Below are 17,516 nucleotides of genomic sequence, written 5' to 3'. Positions count from 1 at the left end.
GAGTGATGTGCGGGTCAGAACCCGGTACGGAGGTGATTGAAGACCTCAGTCAGGAACTCGTCGAACTCCACGGCGTCGCGACTCGGCGGATCGCCAGGAAGGCGGACGTCGACGAGCCCCTCCAGCGCGGTGGAGACCATGCCGTAGACGGCGCCGACCAACAGGGTGAGGTAGGAAGCCGGATAGCGTCCGGCCGCCACGGCGGCCACCCGCTCCTCGACCTCCAACCGCATCCGGTGCTGGACGTGATAGACGTGAGGCTCCAACGATGGATGCGCGCGCGCCAACGCCAGCACCTCCCGCATCCGGGAAAGCCCCGCTGTCGTCAACTGCAGCCGCAGCACGACCTCGACCGCGTCCAGTAACGGGCGCCCATCCGACACGTCCTCGAGTGCGTCGGCGGCAGCCTCAATACCGGCGTAGGCGACCGATGCCACCGCCGCTTCCTTGCAGGGGTAGTGGTTCGCGAATGTACGACGCGAGTAGCCGGCCAACTCTGCGACCTCGTCGATCACGAACCCGTCCAGGCCGCGCTCCTTCGCCAGGCCAAAGGCAGCCTCGGCAAGCGCCTGTGCCGTCGCCGCACGCTTCCTCTCCCTCAGGCCTTGGGTCACGGCCATAGCCTCCCAGGCACTTGCCCAACAGGCAAAATTGCCTGATCTGCACATCACATTCTGGTCGCGGCCCCCCGGACCGGCCGCTGCGCAGTCGCCGGCCGCGCGACCCCTCCTCGGAGCGGCTGGTCACCGGCGCGGCACTGCTGCCGATCGCCCTGCTGGGCGGCGCCGTTCAACCTGACCCGGTTCATACCCGGCAGCTCGCCCTACGACCAGCACAGCATCCCCCAGCGGATCCTCGGAATGCCGACCGCCCTGCTGAGCCAAGACCTGATCGTCATCACCGCTGCTCTGGGCCTCGCCATGAGGCGAGCGGCGCGGCGTGGGTGAGTCCTCCGTCTGGGGTGCGCTGAGTCGGCACCGGACGACACTTTGGCGCCGCCAGGAGTCTCGACTTGAATGACGGGGTGTGCTGTACTCAGAGTACAAACTCATTGTTGAAACTGAGAGGGTTGTCTGATAGTCCACGGCCCCAGGCCGATCGCCGCCTCCTGCCGTTGCGCCCCTCGCGGCACTGCACAGGCGAACCACACGCCACACCAGATCCGGCCGTTCGAAGGTGGAGCGGCGTCGAGGGCGCCTGGGAACGAAGCAGACGATGAAGCCACCTGGAGATACCGATGAGCAACCAGCAGCTGACCTACAGCCCGTTCGATCCCGACATCATCGCTGACCCTTACCCGGTCTACCGGCAGCTGCGCAGTGAAGTCCCCGCCTACTGGTCGGAGCAGGCGAACACCTGGGTGCTCAGCCGATACGTCGACGTCTGCGCGGCGCTCGCCGACCCGGCGACCTACTCCTCTGCGTCCGGGATCTTCCCGACCCCTCCCGGGGTGGACATGACCCAGTTGTTCTTGCCCATGCTCATCATGACCGACCCACCGCGACACACCGCGCTGCGCAAGATCGTCAGCAAGGCGTTCACCCCCCGGCGAATCGCCGCACTCGAACCCCACATCCACTCCATCGTGGACGATCTGCTCGATGATTCACCGAAGTCGGATGGGTGGGACTTTGTCTCTGGGTTCTCCGGACCGCTGCCGGCCATCGTGATCGCCGACATGCTGGGCGTGCCGCGGGCAGACCGTGACCGTTTCCGCACGTGGTCCACCACTCTCATACAGTCCAACCCCGCCCGTGGCGAGTTCGGCCCCGGTCTGGAGGCCGCCACATCCCTCTACGACTACTTCTCAGAGTTTCTTGCTGAACGACGCGCGCGCCCTCAGGACGACCTCATGAGCGCGCTGGTCCAGGCCGACGCCGACGGCGAACGCCTCAGCGAGGATGAGCTCCTCGGCTTCTGTCTGCTGCTGCTCGTGGCCGGACACGAGACCACCACGAACCTGCTCTCCAACAGCGCGGTCGTGCTCGCTCAGCAGCCCGATAGCCGCCGGCAACTGGCGGACCGCCCAGAACTCGTTCCCGGCGCCGTCGAAGAGCTGCTCCGCTACGACTCCCCCGTCCAGGGCCTGTCGCGCACCCTTACCCGGCCGGTCGACGTGCACGGACAACACATGGCGACTGGCGAAACCGTGCTGCTGCTCTTCGGCTCCGCCAACCGAGACGACCAGGCATTCTCAGACGCCGACCACTTCGACCTCCATCGCGCTCCCGAACGGCAGGTCGCGTTTGGACGTGGGATCCACTTCTGTCTCGGCGCGGCGCTGGCGCGGCTCGAAGCGCGCATCGCGCTGCAGGCACTCCTCGCCCGCCAACCGGACTGGGAAGTCGACCTGGATTCGGCCGTTCGACTCCGCTCTGGCCCCATCCGCGGCTACCTGTCCCTGCCCCTGGAGTAGCGCAGGTCGGCGGAAGGTCCGGCGCGGGCGACAGCCACACGCAGTTCCTCTTCAGCTGCCGACCGAGGCTCGGCGTGCCACTGCTCGTGCCCGTCGCTCCATCACCGCTGAACCGCGCTTGTGCAGCAGCCACCCACTGATGACCAGTGGCACGCCGAACGCTAGGAACCCGAGATCCCACGACAGTGGGGCGCCGATGTCGTCGCGCACATGGTGAACACCGAGCAGGTGATGATTGACGATGCCCTCCAACAGGTTGAAGATCCCCCACCCCGCGAGAACCAGGCCGAAATGGAAGGACCAACTCGGAGCGAAACGGCCTCCACGCCAAGCCTTGATTGGGGACTGCTGCACGAATAGGTGACATCTGATCTGTGGTGCCGAGAGGTGCCGCTGGAAGGATGTGCACTGTGCCGAAGCCGTACCCCAAGGAGTTCCGCGACGACGTCGTTCGCGTCGCGAGGAACCGTGAGCCGGGAGTCCACCTCAAGCAGATCGCTGCCGACTTCGGCATCAGCGAGTCGTGCCTGACGAACTGGATGAAGACCGCAGACGTCGAGGATGGCGTGAAGCCGGGGACGACCGCTGCCGAGAGCGCCGAACTTCGTGAGGCGAGGAAGAGGATCCGGCTGCTGGAGCAGGAGAACGAGGTGCTGCGCCGCGCGGCGGCCTATCTGTCGCAGGCGAACCTGCCGGGAAAATGATGTACCCGCTCGTCCGCGAGCTGGCCGTGGACGGGATCCCCGTTACGGTGACGTGCCGGGTGCTCAAGATCGCGCGTCAGCCCTACTACCGCTGGCTCCAGCGTCCGGTCACCGACGCCGAGCTGGAGGAGGCCTACCGCGCCAATGCGCTGTTCGACGCCCACCGTGACGATCCCGAGTTCGGCTACCGGTTCCTGGTCGACGAGGCACGCGAAGCCGGCGAGCCTATGGCGGAGCGGACCGCGTGGCGGATCTGCTCGGACATGGGCTGGTGGAGCGCGTTCGGCAAGCCCAAGCGCGGGAAGGCGAAGAGGCCCGGCCCACCGGTCCACGACGACCTGTGCGCCACCGTCGACAAGCACGGCGTGATCCGGCACGAGTTCAATGCCGATGGGCCGAACGAGCTGTGGATCGGCGACATCACCGAACACCGCACCGGCGAAGGCAAGCTCTACCTCTGCGCGTTCAAGGACGTCTACTCCAACCGGATCGTGGGCTATTCGATCGACTCGAGGATGAAGTCCCGGCTCGCGGTCGCGGCGCTCAACAACGCGGTCGCCAGGCGCGGCGGCGTGGTCGGCTGCATCGTGCACACGGACAGGGGCTCGCAATTTCGGAGCCGGAGATTCGTCCGTGCACTCAACCGTCACCACATGGTCGGATTGAACCGCCCCGGCGAGTCCGGAGAGCTGATTCGTTGGAAGGATCACTCTCATGGCACGTCCCTCGAAGTACCCGACCGAGCTGCGTGAGCGCGCGGTGCGGATGGCGATGGAGTCCCGGCAGGACTATCCGCATGAGGCCGCGGCGATCAGGTCGGTGGCTGCGAAGTTGGGCATCACCTCGACCGAGTCGTTGCGCAAGTGGATCCGGCAGGCCGAGATCGACGGCGGGGTCCGTCCGGGCAAGACCAGCGAGGAGATCGCGGAGATCAAGTCGCTGAAGAAGGAGGTCGCCGAGCTGCGGCGGGCCAACGAGATCTTGAAGGCGGCCTCGGCTTTCTTCGCGGCGGAGCTCGACCGCCCCAACAGGTTCTGATCGACTTCATCGCCGATCACCGCGGGGAGTTCGGGGTCGAGCCGATCTGTCGCGTGCTCGCAGAGCACGGGATCAAGGTCGCCCCGTCCACCTTCTACGAGGCGGTCTCGCGGCGGCCCTCGAAACGAGTGCTGCGGGACGCGGAGCTGGTCGCGCTGATCGAGTCCGAGCGTGCCCGGCAGAAGCTGCTCGCGAGGTTCGGGGCGAGGAAGATGTGGCTGCACCTGCGCGGGAAGGGTCACGACGTGGCTCGGTGCACGATCGAGCGGCTCTACCGCGAGCAGGGCTGGGTCGGCGCGCTGCGGTTGAAGAAGGTCCGCACCACGATCGGTGACCCCGCGGCGGCACGGCCGGGCGATCTGGTCGACCGGCAGTTCTGGGCGAGCCGTCCCGACCAGCTGTGGGTAGCCGACTTCACCTATGTCGCGACCTGGTCCGGCACCGTCTACGTCGCGTTCGTCTTCAACGTCTTCTCCCGCCGGATCGTCGGATGGCGCGCAGCCACCCGGATGACCACGGACCTGGTGCTCGACACCCTCGAGCACGCGATCTGGACCCGCCAGCAGGCCGGCATCACCGACTTGTCGGGGCTGATCCACCACACGGACGCGGGGTCGCAATACGTCAGTTTCGCCTTCACCCAGCGGCTTGTCGACGAGGGTGTCGACCCGTCGGTGGGGTCGGTCGGTGATGCCTACGATAACGCGCTCGCGGAGTCGCAGATTGGGCTCTACAAGGCCGAGCTGATCCGCCCCGAGGGTCCCTGGCGCGGCGTCGAGCACGTCGAACTGGAGACCTTGAACTGGGTCGACTTCTTCAACCACGAGCGTCCCCACGAGTCCCTCGACGACCTGACCCCGATGGCCGCCGAAGAACTCCACTACGCTGCAAAGAACGAGCTCAAGCCGACCGGCTGAGCCACCAAACCCAGCCTCCGGACATGCCGGGGCGGTTCAACTCGGCACGCGAGCACGGCACGGTCGGGGCTGAGTCGTTGGCCGGTGACGACCAGGCCGAGCTCATCGAGACGAGCGAAGGTGGTCAGGTCGGGGCAAGCGAAGCCCGCCTGCGGGGTAGCGTCAGGCACGTCGAGGTCTTCCGGATGGGCAGTGTGAGAACTTCCATCCTTGGGAGACCTCGACGCCTGCCCCAGGACCTACGCGCGCCGACTACCTCACACGCCTGCTACACCCTCAACTGTGAAGAGCCGTCAAAGGGGATGCACCCGTACCCGAGGTTCAGGTTCGACAGCCGGGAGTTCGGCTCCCAGTAGTACTGCGCCTTGAGGACCTCGTTCCGCATCCGTAGGAGCAGGTAGCGAAGAATGTTGTAGCCCCGCCGCTTGCCCCGAATGATGCGGCGCGCCTCGTCCATGGCCGGAAAGATCTGTGAACCGTCACGGGTTCTCTGCCGCTTCTATACGGGGTGCGGCTCTCGGTCGAGGGCAGCGTAGTAGTCGTGCTCGTGCTCGGCTGGTGGGATCTGGCCGATGCTGGAGTGCAGGCGGCGGTAGTTCCACCAGTCGACCCAGCCGGCGGTGGCGTACTCGACGTCGACGAGAGTCTTGAACGGACCTTCGTGGAAGACGTCGGTGGCGATGGCCTCGGTCTTGTACAGGCCGATGATGGACTCCATGAGGCCGTTGTCATAGGCATCGCCGACTGTCCCGATCGAGGGCGCGATGCCCTCGAGTGCGAGGTGCTCGGTGTACCGCAGCGACGTGTACTGACTGCCCGCATCCGAGTGACAAACCAGCGTGCCGGGCTCGATCGGGTGGCCGTGGCGGTCGCGGTCCCACATCGCGATCCGCACCGGCGTCAGCACCAGGTCGGTGACCTTCGTCGTGGCGGCGTGCCAGCCCACGATCCGCTGGGCGAAGCAGTCGACGACGAACGCGACGTAGACGAACCCGGCCCAGGTGCGGACGTAGGTGAAGTCAGCGACCCACCTGGTGTTGGGCGCTGTGGCGGTGAAGTCGCGGTCCAGCAGGTCACCGGCCCGGTGCCCGTCACGGCCGGGGATGGTGGTGCGCAGTTTCTTGCCGCGGCGCACGCCGTTCATGCCGAGGTCGCGCATCAACCGGTCCACCGTGCAGTGCGCCACGTCCAGCCCTTGACGGCGCAGGTGCGCGGTCATCTTCCGCCGCCCGTAGAGCCCCTCAGGTGTCCCGACGGTGGCAAGCAGGGCGTCGACGATCATCGCGTCCGAGACGGTCCTGGCCGCGACCGGCTGGTTCGAGCGTCGCCAAGCCCTGTAGGTCCGCGCCGCGACGCTGCAGCCGTGTGCGGTGAGCACCCGGCAGGTCGACTCGACGGCGTGGCCCTCGGCTCTCATGTCTTCGATGAAGGACATGATCAGCGGTTGCGGGGGTCGAGCTCCCCGGCGAAGAAAATCGAGGCCTTGCGCAAGATCTCGTTGTCCTCACGCAGTCGACGGTTCTCGGCCTTCAGTTTCTTGATCTCAGCCGATTCTTCGCTCGTCACGCCGGGCCGGGCGCCGGCGTCGATGTCGGCCTGGACCGCCCACCGCCGCACGGTCTCCTTCCCGAGACCGAGCTGCTCGGCCACGACCTGCGCGACCGCGGTCAACGACCTGTAGTCGCCGCGGTGCTCCGCGACCATCCGAATCGCCCGCTCCTTCACAGCGGGATCCACCTTCTTAGGCATGTGCTCATCCTCCTTGACTCACAAGGAAGCGGCATCAAACCCGTGACGGTTCACCCTGATCCCGAGCCGGCTTGGTGCGCTTCTCGGACTTCTTTCCCTTGCCCTTCTTTCCCATCGACGATCCAGGGCCGGGGCGGATCGTCCCTCCGGTCAATGCAGTGTCGATGATGCCGGAGATGAGTTCGTCACCAGCTGGGAGCAGGTGGCCATAGGTGTCGATCGTCGTCGTGATCGACTCATGCCCTAACCGGGCCTGGATGTGAGGCAAGGGCGCGCCGCCAGCCACCAACCACGCGACGTGGGTATGCCGCAGGTCATGGAATCGGAATCGAGCAATGCCTTCGGCCTCGAGCGCCGTCATCAGCTTTCGCCACACGTGCGTGCTGAAGTCCCCGTTGTGCAGCGGGTATCCAGCGTTTGAAACGAACACGAAGTCATCAGCAGCCTTGCCTTCAATGCGCTTGCGCAAGACGGTGACCAGGGCGGGCGAGATGGTGATCGTCCGGCGCGACTTGGTTGTCTTGGGCACGCCCAAGTGGTGGTCGCGCATCGTGTGCTTGGGCTTCAACAGCTTGGCGAGCCACCCTGGAACGTCAGTGGCATCGTCCTCTCCGTTGCGCTTCCACGCCTTGTTGATTCGGACTGTGCGGCGCTCGAGGTCCACATCGGAAACCCAGAGAGCTCCGAGTTCGCCGAACCGCATGCCGGTGCCCACGGCCACGGTCAGGAGGTCGGCGTAGGGTCCGGCCAGCTCGACCGCACGCTGCAGTTCTCGTTCCGTAAGGAACCGCAGCTCCGGTCGTGACTGCTTCACCCTGGACATCCGTGGGGCCGTCCCGACGGCAGGGTTCGCCGACAGCCAGCCGCGCTTGACTGCGTATCCGAAGACTCCGTGGATCAGGCCGTGATAGTTCGCCTTCGTCTTGAGGGACCGGTCCCAGTCGATCAACCAGTCCTTGAGGTCTGCCTCGCTGATCGCCGTGACCGGCTTGGTGAAGATCAGCGATCCTCGGATCCTGGTTACTTCAAGCACGCGGAGGTGGCCCAGATAGCGCTTGCGCTGGCCGGGCGAGAGGTCGACGATCTGGCGGACGTATTCCTCGCCGATGTCAACGAAACGCGGCGGCTCAGTGAGCGGATCTGCCTCGCTGGCTGGTCGGACGAAGCCCTCGCCCTTCACCCAGCCGTCTGGCCATCGCTGGCCGGCAGCGTCCACCATCTTCTTGAAGCCCTCGGCCCGGGCGAGGTTCTGCGCGTCGGTGCCCGCGCTGAAGACCTCGAGCTGTACCGCGCCGTCCCGCGTGCCTCCCAGGCGCCACTTCACGCGCGCCGAGATCCCGCCGTCGGTGCGGCGCCGCTTCTCGATGTATGCCACGTCCAAACCTCTCCGAGTAGAGGCTGGTGCACCCTTCGTGCGCCCTTGGGGGCTCAGGCTAACTCCGGAAATGAGTAAAGCCCCAGGTCATCCCCGGGGCCACTCACGTGCGCGAGGGGGGAGTTGAACCCCCACGCCCTTTCGGGCACACGGACCTGAACCGTGCGCGTCTGCCTATTCCGCCACTCGCGCGTGAAGCGCCGCAAGGTTAGCCCAGCGCGTGATGTCCGACCAAACCGGGAACGGAGGGTGCGAGCCGCGGGGAGCCGACATGGTTACGATCGGTCGCGACCCGGCGGCCGGCAGGCCGGTCGGCCCTGCCCGGATGACCGTCCGGCGCGGCGGCCGAACGATCGAAGCGACCTGGAAGGAGGCGGCGGGACGTGGGCGGACTCTCCCGTCTCGAGCAGCGGCTCGAGCAGATGATCTCCGGCGCCTTCGCCAAGGCGTTCCGGTCGGCGGTGCAGCCGGTCGAGATCGCGGCCGCGCTGCAGCGCGAGGTGGACAACAACGCCCAGATCCTCTCCCGCGACCGGCGCCTGGTGCCCAACGACTTCCACGTCGAGCTGTCCGCGCCGGACCTGGAGCGGCTGGCGCCGTACGACACCGCGATGGCCGGCGAGCTGGTCGGTCAGCTGCAGGAGCACGCCGATAGCCAGGGCTACGTCTTCCCGGGGCCGGTGCACGTCGAGTTCGAGCCGGCCGACGACCTGACGACCGGCCGCTTCCGCATCCGCAGCCGCGCGCAGGCGCGGGTGACGGGCAACGCCACGCACACCCAGGTACGCCGCGCGCGGGCCGTGCTCGAGGTCAACGGCACCACCCAGCCGCTGCACCCGCCGGGCGTGGTCGTGGGGCGCGGCACCGAGGCGGACGTGCGGATCAACGACCCCGGCGTGAGCCGCCGGCACGTGGAGTTCGTCGTGACGACCGAGCGGCGGGGCGAGGACGAGACCGTCCGCGTCGAGGTGCGCGACCTCGGCTCCACCAACGGCATGCTCGTCGACGGCCAGAAGATGGGCCGGTCGGTGCTGCACGACGGCGCCCAGGTGCGCATCGGCAGCACGACCCTGACGGTCCGCGTCGTCGAGGAGGACGCCTGGGATGTCTGAGCTGACGCTCTTCCTCATCCGGGTCGCCTACCTGGCCATCCTGTGGATCTTCGTGCTCTCGGCGATCTCGGTGATCCGCTCCGACATGTTCGGAGCGCGCGTGCCCGAGGCCGCTCGCGGCGCCGCCGAGCCGCGCGGCCGCGCGCCGAGGAGCAAGACCAAGACCAAGCCGACCAAGCGCCGCGGCTCCCCGACCCACGTCGTGGTGACCGAGGGCAGCAACGTCGGCGAGCGCGCCGAGCTCGACCAGGCGCCGATCCTCATCGGCCGCGGCACCGACGCCGCGATCCGCCTCGACGACGACTACGTCTCCACCCGGCACGCGCGGATCGCCGCGTCGGGCGACGAGTGGTTCGTCGAGGACCTCGGGTCCACCAACGGCACCTACATCGGCAGCGTGCGGATCACGCAGCCCACGACGGTCACCCTCGGCACCCAGGTGCGGATCGGGAAGACCATCCTGGAGCTGCGGAAGTGAGCCTGCTCCTGCACTGGTCGGCGATCTCCGACGTCGGCCGGGTCCGCAAGGACAACCAGGACTCCGGGTACGCCGGCCCCTGGCTGCTCACCGTCTGCGACGGCGTCGGCGGCGCGGCGCGCGGCGACATCGCCTCCAGCACGGCCGTCTCGCAGCTGCGCCGGCTCGACGAGCAGCCGACCGGCGAGCCCGACGACCTCCTCGGGCTGGTCTCCGGGGCGCTGCACCGCGCGCACGACCGGATCAACGACCTGGTCGACGAGGACCCCACCCTCAACGGCACCAGCACCACCGCGACCGTCGCGCTCTTCGACGGCGCGCGGATCGGTGTCGGCCACGTCGGCGACAGCCGGGCCTACCTGTGGCGCGACGGCGAGCTCTCGCAGCTCACCAAGGACCACACGTTCGTGCAGAGCCTCATCGACGAGGGCCGGATCACCGAGGCCGAGTCGCGGGTCCACCCGCACCGCAACCTGATCCTCAAGGCCCTCGGCGGTCCCGGCGACGTCGACCCCGACCTCTTCCTCATCGAGCTGGTCGCCGGCGACCGGCTGCTGCTGTGCAGCGACGGCGCGAGTGGCGTGCTGGACGACCCGCGGCTCGGCGACATCCTCGGCAGCGGGTCGCCGGACTTCGCCGCCGTCGAGCTGGTGCGCGCCAGCCTGGAGGCCGGCAGCTCCGACAACGTCACCTGCATCGTCGCCGACGTCGTCACCGACGAGCAGGCCGGCGCCGACGCGGCGTACGCCGAGCTGGAGCCGATGCTCGTCGGCGCCGCGAGCGAGCTGCGCCGCAGGCCGGTGCGGGGCGCCAAGCCCGGCGGGCTGTTCCGCGGCCACCGCTCCGGCGACACCGGCGAGCTGGACCCGGTGCCGGCCGACGTGCCCGACGACGTCCCGTTCGCGATCCCCTCGGACCCGATCGACCCGGAGGCGGCCCGCTACGCCCCCCGTCCCCCGCGCCGGCTGGCGTGGCTGCGACCGGTCTTCGCGCTGCTCGTGCTGGCCGGCCTGGTGTGGGTCGTCGCGGCCGCGGCCTGGTCGTGGAGCCAGCACCAGTACTTCGTCGGCGAGGAGGACGGCACCGTCGTCATCTTCCGCGGCCTCAACACCGAGGTGCCGGGCGTCTCCCTCAACGAGCCCTTCGAGACCACCGACGTCACCGTCGACCGGCTCTCGGACTTCGACGCCGGCAAGGTGCGCGAGGGCATCGAGGTCGGCGACCTCGACGACGCCCGCCGCGCCGTGGACAACCTCGCCGCCAAGCAGCGCCCCGAGTCCGCCCAGCAGTCCACCCAGCAGCCCACCCAGGAGTCCGGCGCGGGGTCCGCCCAGGAGTCCGCTCGGCCCGCACCCCCGGGCCCCGCCTCGGACGACGAGCCCACGGCCACGACGAGCAGCACCCCCGGCACCGACGGGGACACCGCGGTCGGACCGGAGTCGCCCTGATGGCCGCCGGTCAGCAGGGCGCGATCATGGGCTTCGTCCACCGCCGCCGGCGGGGGGCGGAGCTGTTCCTGCTCGTCCTCGCGCTCGCCGTGGGCATCGGGGCGTACGCCGCCGTCGGCATCGGCGTCGAGGGCGAGGTGCCCGTCGACCTCCTGGGGTACGGCGGGTGGCTGGCCGGCCTGGTGGTGGCCGCGCACGTGGTGATCCGGTTCGTGGCGCCGTACGCCGACCCGGTCCTGCTGCCGGTCGTCGCTGCGCTCAACGGCCTGGGGCTGGCGGTCATCCACCGCCTCGACCTGGCCGACGGCACCACCTTCGCCCGCCAGCAGCTGACCTGGATGACGCTCGGGGTGGTGCTGTTCGTCGGCACGCTCGTGGTGCTCCGCGACCACCGGGTGCTGACCCGGTTCACCTACACCAGCGGGCTGGCGGCGATCGTGCTGCTGCTCCTGCCGCTGGTGCCGGGCCTGGGCAAGACCATCAACGGCGCGCGGATCTGGATCGGCGTCGGCCCGTTCAGCTTCCAGCCCGGCGAGGTCGCCAAGGTGCTGCTCGTCATCACCTTCGCCGGCTACCTCGTGCTCCACCGCGACGCGCTGGCCCTGGCCGGCCGGCGGCTGCTGGTCGTCGACCTGCCCCGCGGCCGCGACCTCGGCCCGATCCTGGCGATGTGGCTGGTCAGCCTCGGCGTCCTGGTCTTCCAGCGCGACCTCGGCTCGAGCCTGCTCTTCTTCGGCCTGTTCCTGGTGATGCTCTACGTCGCGACCGAGCGGCCGGGCTGGCTGGTCGTGGGCTCGGCGATGTTCCTCGGCGGCGCGCTGGTGGCCTGGCGGCTCTTCGGCCACGTGCGCACGCGCGTCGACATCTGGCTCGACCCGTTCGCCTACTACGGCGAGGGCACGTCCGACCAGAGCTACCAGCTGGTCGAGTCGCTCTTCGGGATGGCGTGGGGCGGGCTGCTGGGCCGCGGCTTCGGCGAGGGCAACCCCGAGCGCATCCCCTATGCGGAGTCCGACTTCATCATCGGCGCGATCGGTGAGGAGCTGGGCCTGACCGGCGTCATGGCCGTGCTGCTCCTCTACGGCCTCATCGTCGAACGGGCGCTGCGCGCGGCGCTGATCTCCCGCGACGGCTTCGGCAAGCTGGTCGCCACCGGTCTCGCGAGCGTCTTCGCCCTCCAGGTCTTCGTCGTCGTCGGCGGCGTGATGCGGCTGATCCCGCTGACCGGCCTGACCACCCCGTTCCTCTCCTACGGCGGCTCCTCGCTGGTGGCCAACTGGGTGATCATCGCCCTGGTGCTGCGCATCTCCGACCTGGCCCGCCGGCCCGCGCCGTCGGTCGGCGACAGCGCCGGTGAGGACGCCTCGGCCGCCGAGACCACCCAGGTGGTGCGCCTGCCATGACGATGAACAAGCCGATCCGCACGATCGCGATCTTCTGCCTGCTGCTGTTCGTCGGGCTGATGGTCAACGCGACCTACCTGCAGTACCACGCCGCCGGCGACCTCAACGACGACCAGCGCAACCGGCGCGTGATCGACGCGGCGTACTCCCGCGAGCGCGGGGCGGTGCTGGTCGGGCGCGACTCGGTCGCGGTGAGCAAGCCGTCCGAGGACCGGTTCGAGTTCCAGCGCACCTACCCCCAGCCGTTCAAGTACGCCCCGCTCACCGGGTTCTTCGCCTACCAGTACGGCGCGAGCGGGATCGAGCGCAGCCAGAACGACGTGCTGTCCGGCGAGGACTCCCGGCTGTTCGTCACCAAGCTGGTCGACCTGGTCAGCAACGACGAGTCCGAGGGCGGCAACGTCCAGCTCACGATCGACCCGGCGGCCCAGGACGCGGCGTACGCCGGCCTGACCGCGCTCGGCCAGGGCACCCGCGGGTCGGTGGTGGCGCTGCAGCCCAGCAGCGGCAAGGTGCTGGCCATGGTCTCGCTGCCGACCTACGACCCCAACAAGCTCTCCTCCCACGACTTCACCGGCGTGCGTGACACCTGGGAGCGGCTCAGCGGGGACCCCGGGCAGCCGCTGCTCAACCGCGCCATCCAGACCACGCTGCCGCCGGGGTCGACGTTCAAGGTGCTCACCGCGGCCGCCGCGATCGAGGCCGGCCTCTACACCGCCGACGACCAGGTGCCGGGCGGCGCGACCTACCAGCTGCCGCTGACCAGCGGCGAGACCGGCCTGATCGACAACGAGGGCCGCGCCTGCGGCACCGACCGGATCCCGTTCACCCTGGCGATGGAGAACTCCTGCAACACCACCTTCGCCGCGCTCGCCGGCGAGGTCGGCGCCGAGCAGATGCTCGAGACCGCCGAGGCGTTCGGGTTCAACAGCGACTACCTGCAGGACCTCCGCCCGCAGGCCCGCTCGGTCTACCCCGACGAGCTCGACGCCGCGCAGCTCGGCCAGACCGGCATCGGCCAGTTCGAGGTGCGCGCGACCCCGCTGCAGATGGCGATGGTCGTCGCCGGCCTCGCCAACGGCGGCGTCGTCATGCGCCCCTATGTCGTCGACGAGGTCCAGTCGGCCGACTACGAGGTGCTGGACAAGACCGAGCCGACCGAGCTGTCCCAGGCCGTCCGGCCGCAGACCGCCGACGAGGTGACCGAGCTGATGGTCTCCACCGTCGAGAACGGCACGGCCTCCCCCGCGGCGATCCAGGGCGTCGAGGTGGCCGGCAAGACCGGCACCGCGCAGAGCGGCGACCCCGACCGGCCGCCGTACGCCTGGTTCGTCTCCTTCGCCCCCGACGAGGACGTCGCCGTCGCGGTCGTCATCGAGAACGCCGAGATCTCGCGCTCCGAGATCGCCGGCGGCACCCTCGGTGGCCCGATCGCGAAGGCCGTCATGGAAGCGGTGATCCGTCAGTGACCGACCCGACGCAGTCGTTCGGGACCCCGGCGCCGGAGGGCGGTCGGTACGCCGACGACGCCCACCGCTACCGGCTGGTGAGCCGGATCGCCACCGGCGGCATGGGCGAGGTGTGGCGCGCCGCCGACGAGACCCTCGGCCGCGAGGTCGCGGTCAAGGTGCTCAAGACCGAGTACGCCGACGACGCGACGTTCCGCTCCCGGTTCGAGACCGAGGCCCGCCACGCGGCGTCGCTGCACCACCCCGGCGTCGCCGCCGTCTACGACTTCGGCGAGGCCGCGGCCGCCGACGGCTCGGGTGTGCCCCGGCCCTACCTGGTGATGGAGCTGGTCGACGGGCAGCCGCTCTCCGCGCTGCTGCGCGAGGGCGAGCCGCTGGACCCCGACGCAGTGCGCGACCTGCTCGGCCAGGTCGCCGACGCGGTCGGTGCCGCGCACGCGGCCGGCATCGTCCACCGCGACATCAAGCCGGCGAACCTGCTGGTGACCCCCGACCGCACCGTCAAGATCACCGACTTCGGCATCGCCCGCGCCGCCGACGGCATCGGGATGACCCAGACCGGCCAGGTGATGGGCACCCCGCAGTACCTCTCGCCGGAGCAGGCCCGCGGCAACCCCGCCACCCCGGCCTCCGACGTCTACGCCCTGGGCGTGGTCGCCTTCGAGATGCTCGCCGGGCACCGTCCCTTCCAGGCCGAGTCGGCGGTCGCGACCGCGCTGGCCCACCTCAACGACCCCGTCCCGGACCTGCCCGCCTCGGTGCCGGCCGACCTGGCCGCCGTGGTGCGCCGGGCGCTGGCCAAGGACTCCTCGGAGCGGTACGCCGACGCCTCGGCGTTCGCCGCCGCGCTGCGCGACCCGTCGACCGAGGTCCTCGCGCCGCCGGCGGCCGCCGAGCAGACCCAGGTCATCGACCCGACGGTGGTCGCGCCGCCGCTGGCCACCCCCGCGGCGCCGGCCACCGCGGCCGTGCCCGCCGCCTCGAGCGCGACCGCCGGGATCGACCCGGACATGACCGACGGCGCCGGGGCAGCGGCCGCGCGTGACGGCGGCTCCCGGCGTACCGCCCTGCTCGTGGGGCTGCTCGTCGCCCTCCTCGTGGTCGCGGGCGTCGTCGCCGCGGTCGCGCTGAACGGCGGCGGTGACGACGACCCGGCCCCGCCCACGGCGTCGGCGGGGACGATCACCATCGACGAGGACGACTACGTCGACCGCCCCGTGGGCGAGGTGCGCCGCGAGCTGGCCCGCGCCGGGCTGCGGGTGACCACCGAGGAGGTCGCCAACCCCGGCGGCGAGACCGCCGGCCTGGTGACCTCCGTCGACCCGTCCGGCCGGCTCGACGAGGGCGAGCGGGTGACCGTGCAGTACTGGGGCGACCCGCCTGTCGAGGAGCCCACGGAGGAGCCCACCACCGAGGAGCCCACGGAGGAGCCCACGTCCGAGGCGCCGACCGAGGAGCCGACGAGCGAGGCGCCCACCGAGGAGCCCACGTTCACCGAGGAACCGACCGAGGAGCCCGCCACGTCCACGCCGCCCACCCCCACGGCCCCGACCTCGCCCGAGGCCTCGCCGGCCCAGTCGACGGTCGCGCCCTCGCCGACGGCCGGGGTCACCCCGTGACCGGGCCGGTGGTCGGCGGTCGGTACGAGCTGGGCGAGCTGCTCGGCCGCGGCGGCATGGCCGAGGTCCGCAAGGGCACCGACACCCGGCTGGGCCGGGTCGTCGCGGTCAAGCGGCTGCGCACGGACCTGGCCAGCGACGCGACGTTCCAGGCACGGTTCCGGCGCGAGGCCCAGTCGTCGGCCTCGCTGAACCACCCCGCGATCGTCGCCGTCTACGACACCGGCGAGGAGATGGCGACCGACGGCTCCGGGGTCGCCCAGCCCTACATCGTGATGGAGCACGTCGCCGGCCGCACGCTGCGCGACATCCTGCGCGAGGGTCGCAAGATCCTGCCCGAGCGCGCCCTGGAGATCACCAGCGGCGTGCTGTCGGCGCTGGACTACAGCCACCGCGCGGGGATCATCCACCGCGACATCAAGCCCGGCAACGTCATGCTCACCCCGTCCGGCGACGTCAAGGTCATGGACTTCGGCATCGCCCGGGCGATCAGCGACGCCTCCTCGACGATGACCCAGACCGCGGCCGTCGTCGGCACCGCGCAGTACCTCTCCCCCGAGCAGGCCCGCGGCGAGACCGTCGACTCCCGCAGCGACGTGTACTCCGCCGGCTGCCTGCTCTACGAGCTGCTCACCGGCCGCCCGCCGTTCGTCGGCGACAGCCCGGTCGCGGTGGCCTACCAGCACGTCCGCGAGCCGGCCCGGCCCCCGTCGGACCACGACCAGGACCTCCCGCCCGAGGTCGACGCGATCGTGATGAAGGCGCTGGCCAAGCGCGTCGAGGACCGTTACCAGTCCGCGGCCGCGATGCGCAGCGACATCGAGCGCTACCTCGCGGGCCGGCCGGTGCAGGCCGCGGCCGCCCCGGCCCCGGCCACGCAGGTCGTGCCGGTCGCCCCGGCCCCGGCCACCCACCAGACCGCCGTCCGCCCGCCGCTCCCGGTGGCCGACGACGGCCGCCCCGGTCGGCGTACCGGCCTGATAGCGACCGTCGTGCTCCTGCTGCTCGCGCTCGTCGTGGCCGGCGTGGTGCTGCTGCCGCGGCTCTTCGAGTCCCCGCCCGAGCAGGTGCAGGTGCCCAACCTGATCCGCCTCGGCGACGACCAGGCCCGTGCGGCGATCCGCGAGGCCGGTCTGAGCGTCGGCAACGTCTCCTTCGCCGAGAACGACACGATCCCGCCCGGCAAGGTCGCCGAGCAGCAGCCCAACCGGGACCAGTACGTCGACCCCGGCACCGCCGTCGACATCGTCCTGTCCCTGGGCGAGCCCAAGGTGGGCGTGCCGTCCGTCGTCGGGCTGAGCCGGGCCGACGCCGCGGCGCAGCTGCGGGCCGCCGGGCTGCGCACCAACCAGGAGGAGACCGACTCCGACGAGCCCGCCGGCGAGGTCGTCGCGCAGGAGCCGGCTGCGGGCCAGGAGGTCGCCGAGGGCGCGACCGTCACGATCCTCTACTCCGACGGGCCCGAGGAGGTGCCCGACGTGGTCGGCCGCCGCCAGCGCGAGGCGGAGCGGATCATCACCGACGCCTCGTTCCGCGTCTCGGTCGTGCGGTCCTCCGACACCACCGAGCCGAAGGGCACCGTGATCCAGCAGAGCCCGCAGGCCGGGGAGACCCTCCCCGAGGGCTCGACGATCACCATCGTCGTCAGCTCCTACGAGGAGCCCACCCAGGACCCCTCGCCCACCGACCCCACGGACCTCCCGACCGACGTGCCGACGGACCTGCCGACCGACCTGCCCTCGCGGCCCGCCCGCGACTGAGCCGGCCGGGGGTCGATCCGGGGTCGGT

At 70.2% G+C, this 17,516-nt stretch carries 15 protein-coding genes, 1 tRNA gene, 2 pseudogenes and 1 other annotated feature; of the genes and pseudogenes, 11 read left to right on the top strand and 7 right to left on the bottom strand.

From position 1 onward, the window contains the following. Nucleotides 1–14: 14 nt before the first annotated feature. Complete coding sequence (locus QWY29_RS07550) at nt 15–614, bottom strand: TetR/AcrR family transcriptional regulator (RefSeq protein WP_181642504.1); 600 nt, start codon at nt 612–614, stop codon at nt 15–17. 623 nt (nt 615–1,237) lie between these two features. On the opposite strand from QWY29_RS07550, the gene QWY29_RS07545 reads away from it, so the two are divergent. Next, nucleotides 1,238–2,416 (top strand): cytochrome P450, encoded by a 1,179-nt coding sequence (locus QWY29_RS07545; RefSeq protein WP_179516874.1) that lies wholly within the window; start codon nt 1,238–1,240, stop codon nt 2,414–2,416. A 51-nt stretch (nt 2,417–2,467) separates the two neighbouring features. On the opposite strand, the gene QWY29_RS07540 is transcribed toward QWY29_RS07545, so the two are convergent. Then, nucleotides 2,468–2,770: a DUF2243 domain-containing protein gene (locus tag QWY29_RS07540; RefSeq protein WP_218848686.1), complete on the bottom strand. Its 303-nt coding sequence runs from the start codon at nt 2,768–2,770 to the stop codon at nt 2,468–2,470. A 56-nt stretch (nt 2,771–2,826) separates the two neighbouring features. Between QWY29_RS07540 and QWY29_RS21260 the strand changes: the two genes are divergently transcribed. The 3 genes and pseudogenes from QWY29_RS21260 (at nt 2,827) to QWY29_RS07530 (ending at nt 5,075) form a co-directional block, all read left to right on the top strand. Further along, nucleotides 2,827–3,120 carry a transposase gene (locus QWY29_RS21260; RefSeq protein WP_218848685.1) on the top strand — a complete coding sequence of 98 codons (294 nt, stop codon included), beginning with the start codon at nt 2,827–2,829 and terminating at the stop codon, nt 3,118–3,120. Nucleotides 3,121–3,416: 296 nt separating this feature from the next. Then, nucleotides 3,417–3,782 (top strand): annotated as a pseudogene (locus tag QWY29_RS21255) (transposase); the annotation flags it as partial. Between the two features lie 52 nt (nt 3,783–3,834). Beyond that, nucleotides 3,835–5,075 (top strand): IS3 family transposase gene (locus tag QWY29_RS07530; protein WP_277500435.1). Its coding sequence is split into 2 segments (ribosomal slippage): nt 3,835–4,117 and nt 4,117–5,075, totalling 1,242 coding nucleotides; the frame shifts between segments, so codons are not numbered across the junction. Next, nucleotides 4,116–4,244: a sequence feature (AL1L pseudoknot), on the top strand. It overlaps the preceding gene by 129 nt. Nucleotides 5,076–5,083: 8 nt before the next feature. Here QWY29_RS07530 and QWY29_RS21250 read toward each other — a convergent pair. The 5 genes and pseudogenes from QWY29_RS21250 to QWY29_RS07510 all read right to left on the bottom strand — a co-directional run. Further along, a pseudogene (locus QWY29_RS21250) lies at nt 5,084–5,245 on the bottom strand (ISL3 family transposase); the annotation flags it as partial. Nucleotides 5,246–5,343: 98 nt separating this feature from the next. After that, nucleotides 5,344–5,532, bottom strand: a complete 189-nt coding sequence (locus QWY29_RS07525) for a hypothetical protein (protein ID WP_277500436.1) — start codon at nt 5,530–5,532, stop codon at nt 5,344–5,346. A gap of 42 nt (nt 5,533–5,574) precedes the next feature. Further along, nucleotides 5,575–6,824, bottom strand: a protein-coding gene (locus QWY29_RS07520; RefSeq protein ID WP_277501680.1) for an IS3 family transposase whose coding sequence is annotated in 2 segments (ribosomal slippage) — nt 5,575–6,551 and nt 6,551–6,824 — 1,251 coding nt in all. Because the reading frame shifts where the segments join, the coding sequence is not laid out codon by codon here. A gap of 34 nt (nt 6,825–6,858) precedes the next feature. Next, nucleotides 6,859–8,199, bottom strand: a complete 1,341-nt coding sequence (locus QWY29_RS07515; RefSeq protein ID WP_277500507.1) for a tyrosine-type recombinase/integrase — start codon at nt 8,197–8,199, stop codon at nt 6,859–6,861. A 108-nt stretch (nt 8,200–8,307) separates the two neighbouring features. Beyond that, nucleotides 8,308–8,391, bottom strand: a tRNA-Leu gene (locus QWY29_RS07510). Between the two features lie 191 nt (nt 8,392–8,582). On the opposite strand from QWY29_RS07510, the gene QWY29_RS07505 reads away from it, so the two are divergent. From QWY29_RS07505 to pknB, 7 genes are read left to right on the top strand one after another with little or no spacing between them, the layout of a single operon-like run. Beyond that, on the top strand, nt 8,583–9,311 hold the full coding sequence (locus tag QWY29_RS07505; RefSeq protein WP_300960120.1) for an FHA domain-containing protein: 729 nt from the start codon (nt 8,583–8,585) through the stop codon (nt 9,309–9,311). After that, nucleotides 9,304–9,789 carry an FHA domain-containing protein FhaB/FipA gene (locus tag QWY29_RS07500; protein ID WP_300960119.1) on the top strand — a complete coding sequence of 162 codons (486 nt, stop codon included), beginning with the start codon at nt 9,304–9,306 and terminating at the stop codon, nt 9,787–9,789. The genes QWY29_RS07505 and QWY29_RS07500 overlap by 8 nt, the downstream gene beginning before the upstream one ends. Next, nucleotides 9,786–11,237, top strand: coding sequence for a PP2C family protein-serine/threonine phosphatase (locus QWY29_RS07495; protein WP_300960118.1), 1,452 nt, complete (start codon nt 9,786–9,788; stop codon nt 11,235–11,237). The genes QWY29_RS07500 and QWY29_RS07495 overlap by 4 nt, the downstream gene beginning before the upstream one ends. Further along, nucleotides 11,237–12,640, top strand: a complete 1,404-nt coding sequence (locus QWY29_RS07490) for an FtsW/RodA/SpoVE family cell cycle protein (RefSeq protein WP_300960117.1) — start codon at nt 11,237–11,239, stop codon at nt 12,638–12,640. Before QWY29_RS07495 ends, QWY29_RS07490 begins: the two co-directional genes overlap by 1 nt. After that, the gene (locus QWY29_RS07485) at nt 12,637–14,109 is read left to right on the top strand and encodes a peptidoglycan D,D-transpeptidase FtsI family protein (protein ID WP_300960116.1); all 1,473 of its coding nucleotides are present in this window, start codon (nt 12,637–12,639) and stop codon (nt 14,107–14,109) included. The genes QWY29_RS07490 and QWY29_RS07485 overlap by 4 nt, the downstream gene beginning before the upstream one ends. Beyond that, nucleotides 14,106–15,728 carry a serine/threonine-protein kinase gene (locus QWY29_RS07480; RefSeq protein ID WP_300960115.1) on the top strand — a complete coding sequence of 541 codons (1,623 nt, stop codon included), beginning with the start codon at nt 14,106–14,108 and terminating at the stop codon, nt 15,726–15,728. Before QWY29_RS07485 ends, QWY29_RS07480 begins: the two co-directional genes overlap by 4 nt. Nucleotides 15,729–15,784: 56 nt before the next feature. Beyond that, a complete protein-coding gene (gene pknB / locus QWY29_RS07475) occupies nt 15,785–17,488 on the top strand; it encodes a Stk1 family PASTA domain-containing Ser/Thr kinase (RefSeq protein WP_439117412.1) in 1,704 nt (567 codons plus the stop codon). Nucleotides 17,489–17,516 lie beyond the last annotated feature (28 nt).

The organism is Nocardioides abyssi (assembly GCF_030412915.1).
Classification (GTDB): Bacteria; Actinomycetota; Actinomycetes; order Propionibacteriales; family Nocardioidaceae; genus Nocardioides; species Nocardioides abyssi.
The sequence above is the reverse complement of the archived record's forward strand: the minus strand, read 5'-3'. Positions and strand labels throughout refer to the sequence as shown.